Origin of the sequence: Streptomyces sp. NPDC098781 (assembly GCF_044759995.1) — a bacterium.
Classification (GTDB): Bacteria; Actinomycetota; Actinomycetes; order Streptomycetales; family Streptomycetaceae; genus Streptomyces.
Genome location: NZ_JBIWAK010000015.1, coordinates 70,752 through 90,063 on the forward strand (window position 1 = coordinate 70,752; position 19,312 = coordinate 90,063).

Annotated in this window: 18 protein-coding genes; 4 read left to right on the top strand and 14 right to left on the bottom strand. The window is 71.2% G+C overall.

The features are described from left to right. Nucleotides 1-231: 231 nt before the first annotated feature. The gene (locus ACIQWG_RS39230; RefSeq protein WP_404105413.1) at nt 232-960 is read left to right on the top strand and encodes a GAF and ANTAR domain-containing protein; all 729 of its coding nucleotides are present in this window, start codon (nt 232-234) and stop codon (nt 958-960) included. Nucleotides 961-1,020: 60 nt separating this feature from the next. Here the strand turns inward: ACIQWG_RS39230 and gap are convergent, their stop codons facing one another. The 14 genes from gap to ACIQWG_RS39300 form a co-directional block, all read right to left on the bottom strand. Beyond that, on the bottom strand, nt 1,021-2,019 hold the full coding sequence (gene gap, locus ACIQWG_RS39235) for a type I glyceraldehyde-3-phosphate dehydrogenase (RefSeq protein ID WP_404105416.1): 999 nt from the start codon (nt 2,017-2,019) through the stop codon (nt 1,021-1,023). A 126-nt stretch (nt 2,020-2,145) separates the two neighbouring features. Further along, the gene (locus ACIQWG_RS39240; RefSeq protein WP_404105419.1) at nt 2,146-3,105 is read right to left on the bottom strand and encodes a GlxA family transcriptional regulator; all 960 of its coding nucleotides are present in this window, start codon (nt 3,103-3,105) and stop codon (nt 2,146-2,148) included. 78 nt (nt 3,106-3,183) lie between these two features. Next, on the bottom strand, nt 3,184-3,972 hold the full coding sequence (locus ACIQWG_RS39245) for an Fpg/Nei family DNA glycosylase (protein ID WP_404105421.1): 789 nt from the start codon (nt 3,970-3,972) through the stop codon (nt 3,184-3,186). A gap of 102 nt (nt 3,973-4,074) precedes the next feature. Continuing rightward, nucleotides 4,075-4,203 (bottom strand): hypothetical protein, encoded by a 129-nt coding sequence (locus tag ACIQWG_RS39250; protein WP_404105424.1) that lies wholly within the window; start codon nt 4,201-4,203, stop codon nt 4,075-4,077. An 18-nt stretch (nt 4,204-4,221) separates the two neighbouring features. Next, the gene (locus ACIQWG_RS39255; protein WP_404105426.1) at nt 4,222-6,222 is read right to left on the bottom strand and encodes a beta-galactosidase; all 2,001 of its coding nucleotides are present in this window, start codon (nt 6,220-6,222) and stop codon (nt 4,222-4,224) included. After that, entirely contained in the window at nt 6,219-7,538 is a 1,320-nt protein-coding gene (locus ACIQWG_RS39260) for a glycoside hydrolase family 36 protein (RefSeq protein ID WP_404105428.1), read from the bottom strand. Before ACIQWG_RS39260 ends, ACIQWG_RS39255 begins: the two co-directional genes overlap by 4 nt. Before the next feature lie 26 nt (nt 7,539-7,564). After that, on the bottom strand, nt 7,565-8,452 hold the full coding sequence (locus tag ACIQWG_RS39265; protein ID WP_404105430.1) for a carbohydrate ABC transporter permease: 888 nt from the start codon (nt 8,450-8,452) through the stop codon (nt 7,565-7,567). Beyond that, nucleotides 8,449-9,426 carry a carbohydrate ABC transporter permease gene (locus ACIQWG_RS39270; RefSeq protein ID WP_404105433.1) on the bottom strand — a complete coding sequence of 326 codons (978 nt, stop codon included), beginning with the start codon at nt 9,424-9,426 and terminating at the stop codon, nt 8,449-8,451. Before ACIQWG_RS39270 ends, ACIQWG_RS39265 begins: the two co-directional genes overlap by 4 nt. 23 nt (nt 9,427-9,449) lie before the next feature. Continuing rightward, complete coding sequence (locus ACIQWG_RS39275; protein ID WP_404105436.1) at nt 9,450-10,763, bottom strand: ABC transporter substrate-binding protein; 1,314 nt, start codon at nt 10,761-10,763, stop codon at nt 9,450-9,452. A gap of 259 nt (nt 10,764-11,022) precedes the next feature. Then, entirely contained in the window at nt 11,023-12,756 is a 1,734-nt protein-coding gene (locus ACIQWG_RS39280; RefSeq protein WP_404105440.1) for a copper resistance CopC/CopD family protein, read from the bottom strand. A 204-nt stretch (nt 12,757-12,960) separates the two neighbouring features. Continuing rightward, nucleotides 12,961-13,728: an SDR family NAD(P)-dependent oxidoreductase gene (locus ACIQWG_RS39285; protein ID WP_404105443.1), complete on the bottom strand. Its 768-nt coding sequence runs from the start codon at nt 13,726-13,728 to the stop codon at nt 12,961-12,963. Then, entirely contained in the window at nt 13,725-14,198 is a 474-nt protein-coding gene (locus ACIQWG_RS39290; protein WP_404105446.1) for a cupin domain-containing protein, read from the bottom strand. Before ACIQWG_RS39290 ends, ACIQWG_RS39285 begins: the two co-directional genes overlap by 4 nt. Beyond that, nucleotides 14,195-14,815 carry a GNAT family N-acetyltransferase gene (locus ACIQWG_RS39295; protein WP_404105448.1) on the bottom strand — a complete coding sequence of 207 codons (621 nt, stop codon included), beginning with the start codon at nt 14,813-14,815 and terminating at the stop codon, nt 14,195-14,197. Before ACIQWG_RS39295 ends, ACIQWG_RS39290 begins: the two co-directional genes overlap by 4 nt. Further along, complete coding sequence (locus tag ACIQWG_RS39300) at nt 14,808-16,940, bottom strand: penicillin acylase family protein (RefSeq protein ID WP_404105451.1); 2,133 nt, start codon at nt 16,938-16,940, stop codon at nt 14,808-14,810. The genes ACIQWG_RS39295 and ACIQWG_RS39300 overlap by 8 nt, the downstream gene beginning before the upstream one ends. 77 nt (nt 16,941-17,017) lie before the next feature. Between ACIQWG_RS39300 and ACIQWG_RS39305 the strand changes: the two genes are divergently transcribed. The 3 genes from ACIQWG_RS39305 (at nt 17,018) to ACIQWG_RS39315 (ending at nt 19,223) form a co-directional block, all read left to right on the top strand. Next, nucleotides 17,018-17,737, top strand: a complete 720-nt coding sequence (locus ACIQWG_RS39305; RefSeq protein ID WP_404105454.1) for a siderophore-interacting protein — start codon at nt 17,018-17,020, stop codon at nt 17,735-17,737. Between the two features lie 79 nt (nt 17,738-17,816). Further along, complete coding sequence (locus tag ACIQWG_RS39310; protein ID WP_404105457.1) at nt 17,817-18,410, top strand: HhH-GPD-type base excision DNA repair protein; 594 nt, start codon at nt 17,817-17,819, stop codon at nt 18,408-18,410. Between the two features lie 129 nt (nt 18,411-18,539). Then, nucleotides 18,540-19,223, top strand: coding sequence for an HdeD family acid-resistance protein (locus ACIQWG_RS39315; protein ID WP_404105460.1), 684 nt, complete (start codon nt 18,540-18,542; stop codon nt 19,221-19,223). Nucleotides 19,224-19,312 lie beyond the last annotated feature (89 nt).

Consider the following 19,312-nt stretch of genomic DNA (forward strand, 5'->3'; position numbering starts at 1 on the left):
TCGACGACAGCGAACGGCTCGGCCCGAGGCGTCGTGGCGAGTGCTGTCCGGCCACCCGCTGCGCCCTGACGGCGGGCGTAGGGTGACAGTGAAGGCCGTGCCGCGCCGACGATGTGCTGGCGTCAGGTGGTGGCTTCGCTGGAGACGTTCCTTCGGACATGGGACTCCGTCGCCCCAGCGGCAGGAGACTATGCCGCCCATGGGGCCCGAGGCCCGCGAAGGAACGCAGCGATGAGTGCTGACAACGCCCACGACAGCAGCCCGCCCATCACTCAGTGGCTGCTGGAAACCCAGTCACTGGAAGACTTTCTCCAGACCCTGGCCGACGCCGCGCTGGAGGTGTCCCACGCCGAGGGTGCCGGGGTGACCCTGGAACGCGAGACCCGCCCGATGACGGTCGTCAGCGCCGGCCGCGCGGCACCGGAACTGGACGAGAAGCAGTACGGCCAGGACGACGGCCCCTGCTTGCAGGCCGCCCGCAACGGCGAGGAGGTCCACGTCGCCGACATGCTGGGCGAGACCCGCTGGGGCGACTACCCCTCCTATGCCGCCGCCCACGGCATCCACTCCTCGCTGTCCCTGCCGATCTCCGCCAACAGCCGCACCGCCGGCGCCCTCAACCTGTATGCCGGCCCGTCCGACGCCTTCACCCCTACTGACCTGGCCGCTTTGCGGTCGCTGGCGGCGCAGGCCACCGGTGGCATCGCACTGGCCCAGCGCATCATCGACGCCGAGGAATTCGCCGGCCAGATGAAGGCCGCCATGCAGTCCCGAAGCGCCATCGACCAGGCCATCGGGGTGGTGATGGGCCAGCGCCGCTGCACGGCCGAGGAAGCCTTCGCCTTCCTGCGTTCGGTGTCCCAGCACCGCAACATCAAACTCCGCGACGTGTGCGCCGAGCTGATCACCACCCTGACCGGTCAGCCACCCACCGCCCGCGCCATGAGCCCGCGCCCCTGACGCGGCCCGGGGAGCTGCGCGCCGCAGCCGCCAGATGAGGCTCGGGTGAAACGTCCCGGCTCAGGCGCCCGCGAGGAGTTCCAGCGTGTCGATCACGCGGTTCGAGAAGCCCCACTCGTTGTCGTACCAGGCGACCACCTTGATGTGGCGGCCGTCGACGCGGGTGAGGGCCGAGTCGAAGATCGAGGAGGCCGGGTTGCCGGTGATGTCGGACGAGACGAGGGGGTCCTCCGAGTACTCGAGGATGCCGGCGAGCGGGCCCTGCGCCGCGGTGCGGTAGGCGGCCAGGACGTCGTCGCGTGTCACGTCTCGGGTGACGGTGGTGTTGAGTTCGACGATCGAGCCGACCGGCACCGGCACGCGGATCGAGTCGCCCGACAGCTTGCCGTCGAGGTTCGGCAGTACCAGACCGATCGCCTTGGCGGCGCCCGTCGTGGTCGGCACGATGTTGACGGCGGCGGCGCGGGCGCGGCGGGCGTCGCGGTGGGGGCCGTCCTGGAGGTTCTGCTCCTGCGTGTAGGCGTGCACCGTCGTCATGAAGCCGTGCTCGATGCCGGCGAGGTCGTCGAGGACCGCGGCCAGTGGCGCGAGGGCGTTGGTGGTGCAGGAGGCGTTGGAGACGATCGTGTGCGCTTCCGGGTCGTACGCGTCGGTGTTGACCCCGTAGGCGAGGGTCACGTCGGCGCCGTCCGACGGGGCGCTGACCAGCACCTTCCGTGCTCCCGCATCGAGGTGGGCGCGGGCGGCCCCGGCCGAGGTGAAGCGGCCGGTGGCTTCCAGGACGATGTCGACGCCGAGCTCGGCCCAGGGCAGTTTCGCCGGTTCGCGCTCGGCGAGCACCGTGATGCGGTGGCCGTCGACGACCAGGGTGTCCCCGTCGGCGGTCACCGGGCGGCCGAGCCGGCCGGCCGTGGTGTCGTAGGCGAGCAGCCGGGCGAGGGTGGCGGGCTCGGTGAGGTCGTTCACGGCGACGATTTCGAGGTCGCTGTCGCGTTCGAGCAGTGCGCGCAGCACATTGCGTCCGATGCGGCCGAATCCGTTGATCGCGATGCGAGTCATGAGTGGTGTCCCTTCCGTCGCCATCAGCCTCGCGCGCGGCTTCCGCCGCTGACAGCGGCGAGATCGCCACGGTTCAAAAGGATCGCGCCACCTGCGCGCCACCTGCGGGCTGCCCGCCGCGGCGGCCTACTCGCCCTGGGCGAAGGTGCGCCGGTACTCGCTCGGCGTGGTGCCGAGGATGCGCTGGAAGTGCAGCCGCAGATTCGCGCCGGTGCCCAGACCGACGTCGGTGGCGATCTGCTCGACGCTTCGCTGCGAACGTTCCAGCAGCTCACGGGCCATGTCGATGCGGGCTCGCATGACCCACTGCATCGGCGTGTACCCCGTGTCCTCGACGAAGCGGCGCGAGAACGTACGCGGCGAGACCGCCGCGTGCCGGGCCAGGATGTCGAGCGTGAGGGGCCGATCCAGCCGGTGCAGCGCCCACTCGCGGGTGGCGGCGAAGCGCTCGCCGAGCGGCTCGGGCACGCTCCGCGGCACGTACTGCGCCTGACCGCCACTGCGGTAGGGGGCCGCCACCAGGCGCCGGGCCGCGTGGTTCGACACCGCCACCCCGAGGTCGCCGCGCAGGATGTGCAGGCACAGGTCGATGCCGGAGGCGGCGCCGGCCGAGGTCAGCACGCTGCCCTCGTCGACGAACAGGACGTTCTCGTCGACCTGGACCAGGGGATGCTTCGCCGCGAGCGCCCGCGAGTAATGCCAGTGCGTCGTGGCGCGCCTGCCGTCGAGCAGGCCGGTGGCGGCGAGCGCGAAGGCGCCCGTCGAGATCGCGGCGAGCCGTGTGCCCCGGGCATGGGCGGCCAGCAGCGCATCCACGACGGCCCGCGGCGGGTCCTCGCGGTCCGGGAACCGGTAGCCGGGGATGAAGACGATGTCGGCCCAGTCGAGCGCGTCGAGGCCGTCGGCGACGTAGTACGACAGGCCGTCGCCGCCGGTCACCAGCCCGGGTTCCGCACCGCACACCCGCACCTCGTACGGCATGCTCGCGCGGGTCGTGAACACCTGCGCCGGAATGCCGACATCGAGCGGCTTCGCACCCGCGAGCACGAGGACGGCTACACGGTGCAGGCGGGGGGAGGGCGGCACGGGAACAGCGTACGAGGGCGTGTCCCCCGGGGCCCGAGTCCCCTGCGCCTCAGGCGGTGCGCCGGATCTTCGTCTCCCTCACCCACCTCCGCCCTGACACCCCGGACACCAGACCGTCGTACGCCCCGCCACCCTGGACCGGCGCAGCGGGGAGCCGCAGCGGGGGCAGTGGGGGTCGGGAGTGTCGCGGTGGCCGGTGAGCCAGGAGTCGCGCGGCGGGACTCGGCCGGTGGGCAAGGCGGCACGCAGGGTGCGGCGCATATGGGTGTGGAGGGAGCGGCGGTCGGATTCCGTGAGGTCGCCGACCCGGCCCGACGGGTGCAGCCTCGCGCGCCAGAGGATCTCGTCGGTGAGCAGGTTGCCGAGGCCCGCCAGGGCGGACTGGTTCATCAGCACGCTCTTGACCGTGCCCCGGTGGGTGCGGAGCACCGTATCGAACGCCGCGCGGTCCATCGTCAGCGCGTCCGGGCCCTGCCGCTCCAGCCGTCGTACGACGTCGGATTCGGCGTCCGCCAGCCACAGGCCCTGGAGTTTGCGCTGGTCGCGGTAGCGGAGCTGGTGGTCGCGGGTGAGTGTGAACAGGACGCGGTCGTGGGGGGCCGGGGCGTCGTCGGGGTGGGCGCAGAGCAGTTCGCCCGTCATGCCGAAGTGCAGCATGAGGGTGGGGCCGCCGGTGCGGGCCAGCAGCCACTTGCCGTGCCGCTCCGCCGCGGTGATCCGCCGGCCCTCCAGCACCTCCCGCAGCCGCCGCGCGCTCACCTCGTGCAGGACGCCCGCGTCCCGCACCTCGACGTGCCGCACGATCCTGCCCTTCGCACAGGACTGGAGCACCCTGCGGAAACCCTCGACATCCGGCAGCTCAGGCATGGCGGGGACGACGGGGACGGCGCACTCCGGCAGCTGAATGCCTCATACCGTCCGAATACCCCCATGTGCGCCGCCCATGGGCCCGCCCAGCCCGCCGAGGGCTCAGCGGCGCTTGAACTCCACCGGGCCCGCGTTCATCCCGATCGTCCCGTCCGCGTGCAGGACCGGGCGGCGCTCGGTCATCCGGACGCTGTACGCCTCGACGTGATGGATCGCCGCGCCCTCGGCCACCCTGCCACACGGCGGGATCTACCGGTGCGGCTCCCGCACCACCGCCGTCTCGCCCGCCGGAACACTGACCGAGCCCGGCACCTGCTTGCCCGTCAGCAGTTCCGTGGCGTCCGACGCGACCGCCACATGGGCGGGAGTGTCGGTGTGGTTGATGAGGAAGAGGTAGTCGGCGTCCGAGCCGCGCCGCAGGACCGCCTCGACGCCGTACGGAGTGCCGCGCACCGGCTCCACTCCCGCCTCCCGGCGCACCCGGTCCAGCAGCGCGGCCAGGGTCGCCGGATCGGGCAGCGTGGCCAGGTACCAACTCACCCCGTCACCGTGGGAGTTGCGGGTCACCGCCGGTACGCCGTCCAGCGGACCGGTGGTGTACGACTCGACCGCCTCCGCGCCGTCCAGCCGTACCCGCTCCGACCACAGGGTTCCCGTGCCGCCGCCGCTCAGGGACACGGACTCGCCGGGCAGCAGCGGGAACAACTCGTCGGTCCGTACCCCGAGCGCCTCGCGGAACGCGCCCGGGTAACCGCCCAGCCGGACATGGCAGTTCTCGTCGACCGCACCGCTGTGGAAGCCGACGGCCAGCGTGCCGCCGCCCGACGCGAAGGACGTCAGGTTCCTCGCGCCCTCGTCGTCCACCAGGTAAAGGGAAGGGGCCAACACCACTCGGTAGGCCGACAGGTCCGCGTCCGGCCGTACGAAGTCCACCGCCACGCCCGACCGCCACAGCGGCTCGTACCAGGCACGGACCAGGTCCAGGAAGCGCAGCTCCGCGCTCGGCTGGGAGGGCATTTCCAGCGCCCAGCGGGCGTTCCAGTCCCAGACGATCGCCACCTCGGCCGTGCCGACGCTGCCGCGCACCTCCGCGAGCGCCTTCAGGTCCGCGCCGAGCCGGACCACGTCCTGCCAGATCCGGCTGTCCGTGCCGGCGTGCGGAAGCATCGCCGAGTGCCACTGCTCGGCACCCGCCTTCGCCGCTCGCCACTGGAAGTAGGCGATGCCGTCCGCGCCCCGGGCCACGTGGGCGAGGGCATTGCGCCGCAGCTCACCGGGGCCCTTCGCCCGGTTGACCGGCTGCCAGTTCACCGCGCCCGTCGAGTGCTCCATCAACAGCCAGGGGCCGCCCGCGAGGGAGCGGACCAGGTCGCCGCTGAGCGCGATGTCGATCTCGGACTCGGGATCGGTGGACCGGAGGTAGTGGTCGTTGGAGACGACGTCCAGCTTCGGGGCCCAGCGCCAGTAGTCGAGGGCGTCGAAGTTGTACATCACCATGAAGTTGGTGGTCGCCGGGACCGTCGGGGCCGCTTCCCGCAGCACCTCGCGCTCCGCGTCGTACAGCGACAGCAGCTCGTCGCTACAGAAGCGGCGCCAGTCCAGCTGGTGGGTGGGGTTCGGGACGGCGCCGGTGGGGCGGGGCGGGAGGATCTCGTCCCAGTCGTAGTACCACTGGCTCCAGAAGCGGGTGCCCCACGCGTCGTTCAGCGCCGCCAGGTCCTCGTACCGGACCCGCAGCCAGCGCCGGAACGCCGCCGCGCTCTCGTCGCAGTAGCACTCGGCGTTGTGGCAGCCGTACTCGTTGTGGACGTGCCACATCGCCAGCGCCGGGTGGTCCGCGTAACGCCGGGCGAGCTCGCCCGCCATCCGCAGGGCCGCCTCGCGATACGCCGGGCTGCTCGGGCAGAACGTCTGACGGCTGCCGTACGACAGTCCCCTGCCGTCCTTGTCGACGGGCAGCGCCTCGGGGTGGGCGCGGAAGAACCACGCCGGGGGCGCCGCCGTCGGGGTCGCGAGGTCGGCCGCGATGCCGTGGGCGTGCAGCAGGTCGAGGACGCGGTCCAGGAGGGTGAAGTCGTACTGGCCCTCCTTCGGCTCCAGCAGCGCCCAGGAGAAGATGCCGACGCTGACCATGGTGACCCCGGCCTCGCGCATCAGGCGCATGTCCTCGGCCCAGACCTCCTCGGGCCACTGCTCGGGGTTGTAGTCGCCGCCGTAGGCGATGCCGGGGACGGACAGTTCGCGCTTCATCGGGCGGCTCCGCCGAGGAGGCGGCGAGTGGTGGCCACACCCCATTCGTCGAGGGACAGCAGGCGGTCGCTGGAGGCCATCAGGCCGCCCGTCGCCTCCACATGCGCCGCCCACTGCTCGCGGGTCTCCACCGCGGGGCGGGCCATCAGGCAGTCGGGGTCGTTGATCCAGAGGCGGCCGTGCTGCCACTGGCGGCCGACGCCGGTGAACTCGGCCGGGTCCTGGCCGGGCTGGCTGTAGTCGTCGGCCTCGGGGCGGCGGTGCGGGGCCGTGTCGGGGCTGACCCGCATCGCGTCGAACAGGCCGAGGGACGGCAGCATCGGGGCACCGCAGCCCAGCAGGTAGGCGTCCGCGCCGATCGCCTCGCGGATGAGCCGGATGCCGTCGCGGTACGCGGTCAGCGCGTCGACGTCCGGCTCGTGCCGTACGCCGTCCAGGGCGCCCGCGTAGAGGAAGTCGACCTTGAAGTAGTCGTAGCCCTCGGCGCGCAGCGTCCGGAAGACGTCCGTCAGATACGCCGCCGCCTCGGGGTGTGTGGTGTCCAGGACGCGCAGGTCGTGGCCCCAGTTGCGGCCGGCGTGGGTGAAGTCGCCGTCGGCGGTGCGCACCAGCCACTCGGGGTGCTCGGCGGCCAGGTCGCTCGCCGGGTCGACCAGGAAGGGGGCCGTCCAGATGCCGGCGCGGCGGCCCTTCACCCTGATCGCGTCGGCGATGGCCGCGCGGGAGCGGAAGCGGCCGGAGAGGGTGAGCCAGTCGCCGAGGGCCTGCTGGTAGCCGTCGTCGATCTGGACGACGTCCACGGGCAGGTCGAGGGTGTCCATCGCGCGGAGGTTCTCGTGGATGTCGTCCTCGGTGACGGCGGTGAAGTACTCGTACCAGGAGCACCAGACCGTCGGGGCCGGGCGGGGGGCCGCCAGGCCCAGGCTGTCCGCCCAGTCGGCGAGTACCGACTGGATGTCCGTTCCGGTCCACTCCTTCACCGGGCCGTCGGCGGTGACGTCCGCGATGCCGCCGTCCGTCACGACCAGCCGGATGGACGGCACCGCGCCGAAGGGGTCGGCCGCCGCCCACAGACGGACCGGTGAGCCGTCGCCAGGGTCGAGGGCCAGCAGACCCTCGCCCTGGAAGGCACCCTCGGGGACGGTCACGCCGGGCCGGTAACAGACCGTCGCCCAGTTCTCGTTGGTCGGGCGGTACGGGCGGTCGCCCAGGGCGTACGCACCGCTCGGGCTCCAGGACTGCCAGCCCTCCTCGTGGACGCGGGCGGTGCGCGGGTCCACGGGGACGGAGGCGACGGGGGTGAAGGGGTGGTGCACGGGTGTCTCTTTCACGAAAGGGGCCGTCAGCCCTTGTTGGCGCCCAGCGTCAGGCCGCTGACGAACTGCCGCTGGAGCACGAAGTAGACGATCAGCGTCGGGATCGCGGTCATCAACGCACCGGCCGCGACCAGGTTGGGGTCGGTGAAGTACGCGCCGGAGAGGTTGTTCAGCGCCGAGGTGATCGGCATGTTCTCGCCGGTGGAGATCAGGACCAGGGCCCAGAAGAAGTCGTTGTAGATCCAGATGGACAGCAGCGTCGCCAGGGCCGCCATCGCCGGGCGGCACAGCGGCAGCACGATCTGCCAGTACTGCCGCCACACCGAGGCGCCGTCCACCAGCGCGGCCTCGGTCAGCTCGTGCGGCAGCGTGCGCATGTAGTTGCTGAGCACGAAGGCGCAGAAGCCGGACTGGAAGGCGACATGGATCAGCACCAGGCCGAGGGCGGAGTCGTACAGCTTGCCGCTCATGGTGATGCCGGGCAGGTCGATCAGCAGGTAGAGCCGGTACAGCGGGGTGATGATGACCTGCTGCGGGAGCAGGTTGCCTGCCGTGAAGACCAGCAGCAGGGCCAGGTTGAGACGGAAGTCGAAGCGGCTGACGTAGAAGGCGACCATCGAGGACAGGAACAGCGTCAACAGCACCGCCGGGACGGCGATGATCATGGTGTTGACGAAGTAGTGGCTCATGTCCGACTGCGTGAACGCGTTGGTGAAGTTGTCGAAGTTCAGCGTGTCCGGCCAGGACACGTATCCCTTCTCGCTGGTCTCCGCGTACGGCCGCAGCGCCGCGTAGACGGCCCAGAGCAGCGGCGCGAGCCAGGCCAGCGCCGCTCCCGCGAGGAAGAGGTGCAGCAGGATCCGGGCGGGGCGGAGGGGAGTGCGCTTCTTCAGCGCAACGGTGCTGGTGCTCATGCGCGCCGCTCCTTCCGGAAGGTGGCCACCAGGTAGGGAATGATCACGACGAGGGAGATCAGCAGCAGCACGACCGCGATCGCGGAGCCGTAACCGATGCGGCTGGACTCGCCGATGATGTTGTTGGTGACCAGGATCGAGAGCAACTCGGTGCCCTCGGCGCCCTTGTTGAAGACGAAGACCAGGTCGAAGGCGCGCAGCGCCTCGATGATCGTGACGACGAGTACGACGGTGTTCGTCGGGCGCAGGGTCGGGAAGATGACGTTCTTGAACGTCTGCCACTCATTGGCGCCGTCCAGCGCGGACGCCTCCCGCAGCGAGGGGTCGACGCCCTTCAGACCGGCCAGGTAGAGGATCATCATGTAGCCGGTGTGCCGCCAGGACGCGGCGACGAGGATCGCCCAGAGGTTGAGGTCCGGGTCGCCGATCCAGTCGATGTATTTACCCGGCTCGTTGGCGCCGATGACGCTGTTGATCAGTCCGGTGTCGGGGTTGTAGATCAGCTGCCAGACGAAGCCGATGACGGCCATCGACATCACGACGGGCAGGAAGAACGCGGTCTGGTACACCCTGCTGAACCGGATCCGCTTGTCCAGCTGCACGGCCAGGAACAGGCCGAGCGGGGTCGGGATCACGATCAGGACGACGAACCAGATGACGTTGTGCTCGACGGCCGGCCAGAACTGCGGGTTGTTGGAGAACAGTTCCTTGAAGTTCTCCAGGCCGACCCACTTGATCGAGCCGAAGCCGATGCCGTCCCAGGTGGTGAAGGCCAGCGCGACCGAGGCGAGGGCCGTCACCCACACGAGGGCGATGTGCAGGATCGTGGGCAGGCCCGCCATCAGACCGAGGGTGAGCCGGTCGCGGCGGGTGAGCAGACGGCGGTGTCCCTGGGACACCTTCTTCGCGGGGGCAGCGCCCGGAGGCGGCACGGCGGCCGCCTCCGGGATCTCCTTGGTGGTTTCTGTAGTCATATCGATCAGCCAGGTCAGCCGGCTCAGCCGGACGCGAAGATCGTCTTCTTCTGGCGCTCGATCGAGGACAGCAGACTGTCGACGCCCTTGGGGTCACGGATGAACTTCTGGAGCGCCGGCTGCATCACCGTGGAGGTGAAGTCGGGGCGGGAGTCGCGGTCCATGAACTGGGTCAGGGACTTGGCGCCGGCGATCATGTCGTACGCCTTCTTCTGAAGGGCGGTGTACGACGAGGTGTCGGCCTTGGTGGAGGCGTGGACCGAGCTCGGGTCGGACTTGAGGTAGACGGTCTCGGCCTCGGGAGTGCCCAGGTACTCCAGGAGCTTGACGGCCTCGGTCTTGTTCTTCGGGCTCTTGCTCATCATGAAGCCGTCGGTGGGCGCCTCGACGGTGTCCTGGCCGTACGCCGAGTCGATCTCCGGGAAGGCGAAGAAGTCGAGGTCATCCAGAGCGGCCTTGTCGGTGAACTGCTGCGCGACGAAGGTCCCGAGCAGATACATCCCGGCCTTCTTGGAGGCGAGCGTCTGGGCCGCGTCCTGCCAGGTGCGGCCGACCGCGCCCTCCTGGTGGTAGGGGAGGATCTCGGTCCACAGGTCGAAGACCTTGCGCACCTTGGCGTCGGTCCAGGAGGCCTTGCCCGCCATCAGCTCGACGTGGAAGTCGTAGCCGTTCTGGCGGAAGTTGATCTGGTCGAAGGTGCCGAGCGCGGGCCAGGCGTCCTTGTCGCCGAAGGCGATCGGGACCAGCTTGTCCTTCTGCATCTGCTTGCACAGGGCGATGAAGTCGTCCCAGGTGGTGGGGACTTCGTAGCCGTACTGCTTGAAGACGCTCTTCCGGTAGAAGATCGCCCAGGGGTAGGTGTACAGCGGCACGAAGTAGTACTTGCCGTCCTCGCCCTTGCTGAGCTTGTGCATCGCCTCGGGGAAGTTGTCCCCGATGGTCTTCCACACGTCGTCGATCGGGGTGGCCAGACCCTTGGCCGCGAAGAACTGCATCCGGTAGCCGGCGAACCAGGTGAACACGTCGTCCGGCGTGCCCTGGAGGTAGGAGTTGATCTGCTCCTGGAAGGTGTTGGAGTCCTTGGTGTTCACGTCGACCGTGATGCCGGACTTCTTCTTGTAGGCCGCGTAGATGTCCGCGAACGCCTTCTTCGGCACGGCGTCGGACGCCTTGGAGCCGAGGGTGACGGTCTTCGGGTCGCTCGCCGTGCCGCTGCCGCCGCAGGCGCTGAGCAGCGGAATGCCCGCGCCGAGTACGGCGGCGCCGCCTATGCCGCGCAGCAGGGTGCGTCGACTGGCCGAGGGCAGGGAGAGACCGGAGGGGGAGAAGTGCTGCATCTACGGCTCCTGGTGGCAAGGTTCGATCATGAGGGTTGGGCGAGTCGAAGTCCGTCGTAACCGATCAGAAATCAACTTGACCGAACACGGTGGCGCAATAACAGCCGTATGTCTGGTCATGCGTCAAGAGATGTCGATCGCCGTTTCGGAAACGTGACCGATATCTCGAACCCAGTGGTGAGCGCCGTGATGATCGAAATCCGGGAACGTTCACGGCGCGGCCCGGCCGAAGAGACGACCTGTCAGGCCGTCTGATCTGCTAACGCACCACAACCGTGCTCGACTCGGTCACCTGGTCGACGTCCGACGTCCGCACGGTCACCTTCATCTCCCACTTCCCGGCGATCGGCAGATTGAGGAAGCTGTTGCCCCAGTAGCCGCCCTTGTCGGTGAGTTCGGCGTCGAGGGGGCCGATGTCCTTGGCCGGGAGCGTGAAGGAGATCCGCAGTTCGGGAACGATGGACACACCGCCGTCGGGGCCGTAGACGAGGGCCTCGATGGAGTTGTCGCCGACCCGGCCCGGGTCGATGGTGATCTGCACCTTGCCGTGGCCGCCGGGGGTGCCGAGGTCGAAGGGGACGTTGGTCACGGAGGCACCGATGACCGTGGGCGCCCCGGCCGCCGCCTCCGCCTCCGCGCGGCCGGGCAGGGTGCTGGTGAGCAGCGTGGTGACCGCCAGGACGGCCGCGCCGACGGCGACTTCGGCGAGCACGGAGCGGCGCAGGGCCCGGCGCTGCGGATCCGCGGCGGGGGCGTCGGGCCGGTCGGCCCGCGGCGGCTCGGGCAGCGGCGGGCCGCCGACCGGCTCGGGCACCTTCTCCCGTACGACCGTCTCGGCCGCCGCGTCGACCGACGCAAGCCGGGCCGTCCAGCGCCGGGAGACGCCCGCGGCGCCGAGCAGCAGCACCACGGCGACCAGCTTGAGGGTCAGGAGCCTGCCGTACGTCGTGCCGGTGAGCGCGTCCAGGGAACCGAGACCGCGCCAGGACTGGTAGACGCCGGTGACGACGAGAACCGTCACGGATGCGAAGGCGAGGCGCGAGAAGCGGGTGACGGCGGCCGAAGTCAGGTGGGCGCGGTACAGCGTGACGAGCAGGGCCGTGAGGCCGCCCAGCCAGACGGCGGTGGCCAGCAGGTGCAGGGCCGAGGACGTCATCGCCACCGGCACCTGGATGCCCGCGGAGGCGTGCTCGCCGGCGGCCCAGGTGGCGGCGAGTCCCACGGCGAGCGCGGCGCCCGTCCAGCCGTACGGCTTGCGGCTCCTGGACAGCCGCAGGACATAGAGGGCGGCCGCCAGCAGAAGGGCCAGCCGGGCCAGCAGGATCTCGCCCGGGCGGCCGGTCAGGGTCCGGGTGAGGGAGCCGGCGTCCAGGGCGCCGAGGGGGCCCTCGCCCGTCTCGTACGGGGCCCGCAGCGCCAGCAGCGCGAGGGTGGCGGCGACGAGGGTCCACCAGCTCGTCCGGAGCAGCCGCCGCAGGACCGGGGCGTCCGGGGGACGGCAGACCGCCGTGAAGGTCGCCGTGCCGATGAGCAGGGCGACGGCGAGGTACGCCAGATAACGGGCGATGTTGTAGAGGCTCTTGGTCGCCGGGTCCTCGGTGGGGCCGGTGTCCACGGTGGCCGTGGTGAGGGAGGGTTTGCCGACGGAGAAGGTGAACGCCCCCGACACCGGGTGGCTGTCGGCCGACACCACCCGCCAGGCGACGGTGTACGTCCCCTGCGCCAGCTTCCCGGGCAGCGTGACACTGGCGGTCTCGGCGCCGTCCGAGCCGTGCTGCGGCTCGCCCGTGCGCAGCCGGCGGCCGTCGGGGTCCAGGACGCGGAAGGAGTCCTCCAGCAGGCCGACGGACTCCGTGAAGGTCAGGGTGATGCCACGGGGGGCCGACTTGAGGACGCTTCCGTCCTCGGGGTCGGTGGCCCGGAGGGCAGCGTGGGCCGACGCCGGTCCCGTACCGCCGAGGAGGAACAGGACCAGCAGGGTGCCCAGCAGCACCAGCCTTTGAAGTCGTCGCCGGTCGGCGGGTCGGCGGAGCGGTTGTCGGCGGTCATTGCACCCCACGTCTGTCACATCTCCGTCGTCGGACTCGAGGCCTCGAGGGTATGTACGGACGCGGAGCCCTTCGGACTCAGCGCGGAGGTGTGCGGGGCGTGAAGGGGCGGCGGCCCCCCATCGCCCCACCAGGGCGCGTGCCCGCAGTCACCACGTCGGCCGCGCCGAAACCCCACCGTCCACGACCAGATCGTGCCCCGTCACCCACGACGCCAGCCCCGACGCCAGGAACACGCACGCGTCCCCCACGTCCTCCGCGCGCCCCAGCCGGCCGGTCGGCACCGCCTGCTTCCAGCGCCGTACGCCCTCCGGCCACGCCTCCTCCAGCCCCTCCCGGTGGATCAGACCGGGCGAGACGGAGTTGACGCGGATGCCGAAGGGGCCGTACTCCAGTGCCGCCGAGCGGGCGTGCATCCGTACCGCCGCCTTCGCCGCGGAGTAGTGGGCGTGCAGCGGCGCCGGACGGCTCGCCTCGATGGAGGCGATGTGGGTCACCGAACCGCCTCCGCCCTGCCCCCGCATGACCTCCGCCGCCGCCTGGGTGCAGGCGAACACGCTCGACACGTTGGTGTCCACGACCGCCCGCCACTGCGCCAGGGACATCCCCGGCAGCTCCCGCGTCGGCTGCACCCCCGCGTTGTTGACCAGCGCCGTCAACCGCCCCCCGCCCCACTCGGCGGCCTCGCCGACCACGCGCCGGCACTCCTCCTCGTCGGTGAGATCGGCCCGCAGCACGACGGCGCGGCCGCCCGCCTCCCGGATCCCGGAGGCCACCTCGTCCGCCGCCGCCACGGCCGTACGGCAGTGCAGGACGACCGCCGCGCCCTCCTGCGCGAACCGTGTCGCGATCCCCCGCCCGATGCCGCCGCCCGCGCCCGTGACCAGGGCGACCTGTCCTTCGAGGAGTCCGCTCATGGTCGGCACAGTGCCGCGATCCGGGCGGCCTCGGAGGGATAGCGCGCCGTCAGTTCGGCCAGGTCGCCGTGCTCATAGCCCTCGTAGGTGAAACCGGGCGCCATCGTGCAGCCGAAGAAGCTCCAGGAACCGCCCGCCGCGACCCGCGCGCCCATCCAGGTCCCGGCCGGGACGGTGAGCTGGATGTGCTGGCCGCGCTTCAGGTCGGGGCCCAGCACGGCGGTGCGGGTACTGCCGTCGGGGGCGAGGAGCAGCATCTCCAGGGGGACGCCGAGGTAGAAGTGCCAGACCTCGTCCGACGGCAGCCGGTGCAGGGCCGAGTAGTCGTCCGCGGTGAGCAGCGCGACGATCGCGGTGCCCTGCGGCCGCCCGTCGGGCCGCTCCGGCCCCGCCCAGGTCTGCCGGAACAGCCCGCCCTCGCGCGGGATCGGCTCCAGGGAGAAATACGCGACGAGTTCATCCGGGGTCACGCCCGGAAGGCTACCTCCCGGTCCAGGAATGCCAGTTGAGCCTGCTTCTGAGGGATGTGCACGTCGGGCAGGTCGACCTCCGGCAGCACGACCACCGGCCCGGCCGTGAAGCCCTGCCGCAGGAAACGGGCGACGGCCTTCTCGTTGCGCACATCCGGATCGACGACGACCCGCTCGCGGTCCAGGGTGCCGAAGACGTACGACGCGACGACCGTCAGCAGCGCCGAGGTCCAGCCGGGCCGCCCGCCCTCGGGACCGGGGGGCGCCAGCAGCAGGTGGACGCCGATGTCGCCGGGCCGGACGTCGTAGGACTCGCTGACCCGGTCGGCCTCCGGCTCGTACGTCTGGAGCACCGCGACGGGCGCGCCCTCCCTGACGACCAGGAAGGCGTGGTGGGTGTCCAGGGTGGCCATGTGGGCGTAGATCTCGGCCACCTGGTCCCTGGTCAGGCCGTTCATGCCCCAGAACGCGGCCCGCTCCTGGCTGACCCAGCCGTGGACGGCCTCGGCGTCCGTGCGCGGGTCGAGGGGGCGTATGACGACGGTGCCGAAGCCGTCCACAGCCTGTTGATGAACGGGGTGCGCGGTCTCGCGGGCGGCCGTGGGCAGCTCAGACATCGGATTCCTTCTCGAACTCGGTGAAATCGGTGACGACCGGGACCAGCTCTCCGCGGAGCCACAGGGGGAGTTGGTCACGGTGGTGGGGCGAGCCGGGGATGCCGCAGGCGCCGAGCGGCACCACCCAGCGGCTGTCCTCACGGTCGGCCAGGTCCCAGATGTAGCGGGCGGCGGGGCCGCGGGCGCTCAGGTCGGTGAGGCCGGGGACGGACGAGGTGCACAGGACGCAGTCGTGGTCGCCGGAGAGGCCGGGTTCCGGGTACGACGGATCGGGCAGCGCCCGCCAGGGAGCCAGCCGGTGGCTGTCGCCCCAGGTCGGCCGGGCTGTGGCGGACGGCTCGCCGCTCTCTTCGGCGGCCACCTCCTCGACCGCCGCGCGGACCGTCTCGGCCCGGTCGACGCCGTACATCTTCTCGGCACTCAACAGGTGTTCGAGGGCGAAGCCGACCCGTGGGAGCAGCGCCAGCCACGGCAGCAGGACCTCCGAGTAGGCGGGCGGAGCGGCCAGCGCGGCGAACGCCGGATGGGCGGCGAGTCGCCGTACGACGGCCCCGCGCACCCGCGCGTACACGGCCGCCGGCACGCTGTCCGCGTCCATGTGTCGGTCCCAGCCCAGCAGGGTCTCCCGGATGCGGGCGGCCTCGGGGGTGAGCTCGTCGAGACTGCGCAGGAGGTCCAGCAGGGGCTCGGCGGAGGCCAGCTGGGTGTCCATGTGGATGGCCGGCATGTCCGCGACCGACCAGCGCGGCTTCTCGGCCAGCAGGGCGGTGATGCGGTCGGCGCGATGCGGCGGGGCGAACTCGACGCCGAGCGGGCCGGCGACACCGCGCTGGTTGGCCATGGCGGCGACGCCGTCGGTGAGGCCGGCGCGGGGTGTCTCGTGCCAGCCGCGCCACTCGTGACCGGGCTCCCAGGCGGGCACCAGCCGGCAGCCGTTGGCCTCGGACCGCACCGGCACCTTCCCGGCGACGCGGTGCAGCAGACCGCCCTCGGTGTCGGCGGCCTGGACGACGTTGACGGGCTCGGCCCACAGGTCGACGGCACGGTCGACGTCGGCGACGGTGCGGGCGCGCAGCAGGGGGAGGAGGGCGCCGAAGCCGAGGTCGGCGGTGACGCGGGGCGGGTGGCGCAGGGTTACGGCGAGCGGCTGGGCGTCGTCGGGGAACTCGCTGGAGAAACCTTCCTGCAAGCCGTCCGGCAGCCCTTCCGGCCCACCGATGACCACCGGCCCGCGAGCCGTCTCGATCACCTCGACCTCGACCGGCTCCTCCCCCGCGACCTCCACGACCTCCGTGTGCCGGACGGCCCGACGCCACACCCCGTCCGGGTCCAGCGCCTCCACGCCCGCGCCGGTGCGCCGCAACCGCTCGCGGTACAGGTCCTGGTAGTCGGCCATGGCGTTGGTGATGGCCCAGGCGACCTTGCCGGTGTGGCCGAAGTGGGCGATGCCGGGGACACCCGGGACGGCGAGGCCGACGACGTCGAACTCCGGGCAGGACAGGTGGATCTGCTGGTAGACGCCGGGCTCCTCGATGAAGCGGTGCGGGTCGCCGGCGATGATCGCCTGCCCGGTGACGGTGCGCTCCCCGCTCACCAGCCAGCCGTTGCTGCCGGAGGTGCCCGGCCCGTCCGCGGCGAACAGCCCGACCGCGTCGGCGCCCAGATGCCGGACGACCTGCTCACGCCAGAGCTTGGCCGGGAAGCCCGCGAAGAGGATGTGGATGCCGAGCCACACGCCGAGCGGGGTCCACGGCTCCCAACGGCCCGGCGCCAGAACGGCCCTGGCGAACTCGGGGGAGCGGCGGGCGCCTTCGGCCAGTTGCTCGTTGACCCCGTCGACGTACGCCCGCACCCACCCCGACGTCTCCGGGTCCCGTCTCTCCAACTCGGCGAAGCAACGTCTCGCCGTGTCGTCGAGGCGGGTCCGTCTGACGAACCGGTCCCAGGGCAGGGCCTCCGCCCCGAGGAAGGACGCGGAGGTGCCCTGCGCCCGGTGCCGTTCGACCTCAAGCTGCCAGGCGCGGTCGAGGGCGGTGACCCGGCCCTGTACCCGGGCGAGTTCTCTCGCCCCGTCGGCGCGGAGATGTGGAATGCCCCAGGCATCGCGGAAGATCTCGCCGGTCACCTGTGCCCCTCCCTTGCTTTAGGTTAGGCTTCCCTAAGTTATTGGTGCAGGAATCGTACGCGAAGGGTGAAGACACCATGGGGCAGGGGCACGGCTGGGAGGGCGCGGTCCTGAAGCTGCTGCGCGCCAAGGACTTCGTGTTCACGGTGACGGGGTCCGAGGACGTCACCGAGCACTACCGCCGGGTCCACCTCACGGACGGCGGCATGCTGGCGGCGACCGGCGTCCACCCCACCATGTGGGTCCGGCTCTGGTTCGACAACGCGGGCAAGCCGCATCAGCGCGCTTACACCCTGGTCGACCCGGACCCGGAGGCCGGCACCTTCAGCCTGGAGTTCGCGCTGCACGAGGGAGTCGCCAGCGACTGGGCGCGCACGGCCGAGCCCGGTGACACGATCGAGGCGACCATCCACGGCACGGGCTTCGCCGACCCCGACCCGGCGCCCTCCCATGTCTTCGCCATCGCCGACACCGCCTCGCTGCCCGCCCTCAACTCCCTGCTCACCGCGCTGGACGCGGCGCCCGCGACGGTGTGGTTCGAGGGCGAGCGGGACGGCCTGCCCTTCCGTACGGCCGAGTCCCGCCACGAGGTACGGACGCTGCCGAGGCAGGACGCCGGGGCCCACCTCGTGGCCCAGGTCAAGGAGACCCTGCCCGACCTGCTCAAGGGCACCTCGGACCCGTACGTCTGGATCGCCTGCGACACGGCGACGACCCGGGCCCTCACCTCGTACGTCCGCAAGGAGCTGGGACTGCCGAAGCAGCGGGTGAACGCGCTGGGGTACTGGCGCGCCTGAACCGGGCAGGGGCGCGCACCCCTTGACGCGCCCCTGCCCCCGCGCGCGTCCGGGCGGCGGGCGCGGCATGATCGGGGTCATGGACGTCACCCTGCATCTCGCCCAGGACCCCGAGGCCGACGAACTCCTCGGCCGCAGCCCGCTCGCCGCGCTGGTCGGCATGCTGCTGGACCAGCAGGTTCCGATGGAGTGGGCGTTCAAGGGACCCCGTACGATCGCGGACCGGCTCGGCGCGCAGGACCTGGACGCGCACGACATCGCCGCGCAGGACCCGGACGCGTTCGTGTCCCTGCTGTCGGAGAAGCCGGCCGTGCACCGCTACCCGGGCTCCATGGCCAAGCGGATCCAGCAGCTGTGCCAGTACCTGGTCGAGCACTACGACGGTGACGCCGAGCTCGTCTGGAAGGGCGTCGACGACGGCCGCGAACTACTGCGCCGCCTGGAGGACCTGCCCGGCTTCGGCAAGCAGAAGGCCCAGATCTTCCTGGCCCTGCTGGGGAAACAACTGGGCGTACGCCCGAAGGGCTGGCAGGAGGCCGCGGGCGCCTACGGCGAACCGAAGTCCCACCGCTCGGTCGCCGACATCACGGGCCCCGACTCCCTGGCCAAGGTCCGCGCCCACAAACAGGAGATGAAGGCAGCGGCGAAGGCGGCCAAGGCCGCGGGCAAGTAGGCGGCGCCGGGCGGATCGGACGTCCGTTCGCGGGTGGGATCAGTCCAACATGTGGCGCCCACCCCCGCCCGTCAGCCGACTGGACCGCCCCGAATGGCGGGCGTCGTCGTCCCGTTCTGAGCTTGGAGCATGAACGAGGCGCCTGGTGGCTCCCCCTGGGGCCGGGACTACGACGATCGCCGGATTCACTCCGGCAACAATCCCTCCGGACCCCCGGGGCCGGTGGTGACGCACGAGCCGGAGCCGGCCTTCGAGGGGCCGCTGCACGCGCTCTCCCGTGCCGCCTGGCAGGTCGTGCTCGTCACCGGGGTCGCCTCCCTGGTTCTCGGGGTGGTGATCCTCGTCTGGCCGGACGGTTCGGTTCGTGTGGCCGGGATCCTCTTCGGGCTCTACCTGCTGATCAGCGGCGTGTTCCAGCTGGTCGCCGCGTTCGGGACGCACCGGACGACCTCGCTGCGGGTGCTGGCCTTCGTCAGCGGTGCCCTGTCGATCGTGCTGGGTCTGTTCTGCTTCCGCGGCGCGATGCAGTCGACGCTGCTGCTCGCCCTGTGGATCGGGATCGGCTGGCTCATCCGCGGCATCACCCAGTCGCTGGCCGCCGCCTCCGACCAGTCCGTGCCGGCCCGTGGCTGGCAGATCCTGCTCGGCGTCATCACCTTCCTCGCCGGGATCGTGCTGATCGTCTCGCCGGTGGAGTCGATCACCGTCCTGATGGTGCTCGGCGGATGCTGGCTCGTGGCGGTCGGCATCGTCGAGATCGTCACCGCCCTGCGACTGCGGGGAACGGCCCATCAGGTCCCGCGCGAACTGTGACACGCACAGTGATACCCACCCCTGCCCCGTACGCCGTGCGGGCGGATCTCCCGCCGGACGCGATGAACGCCGTACCGCCCCCGGGGAGA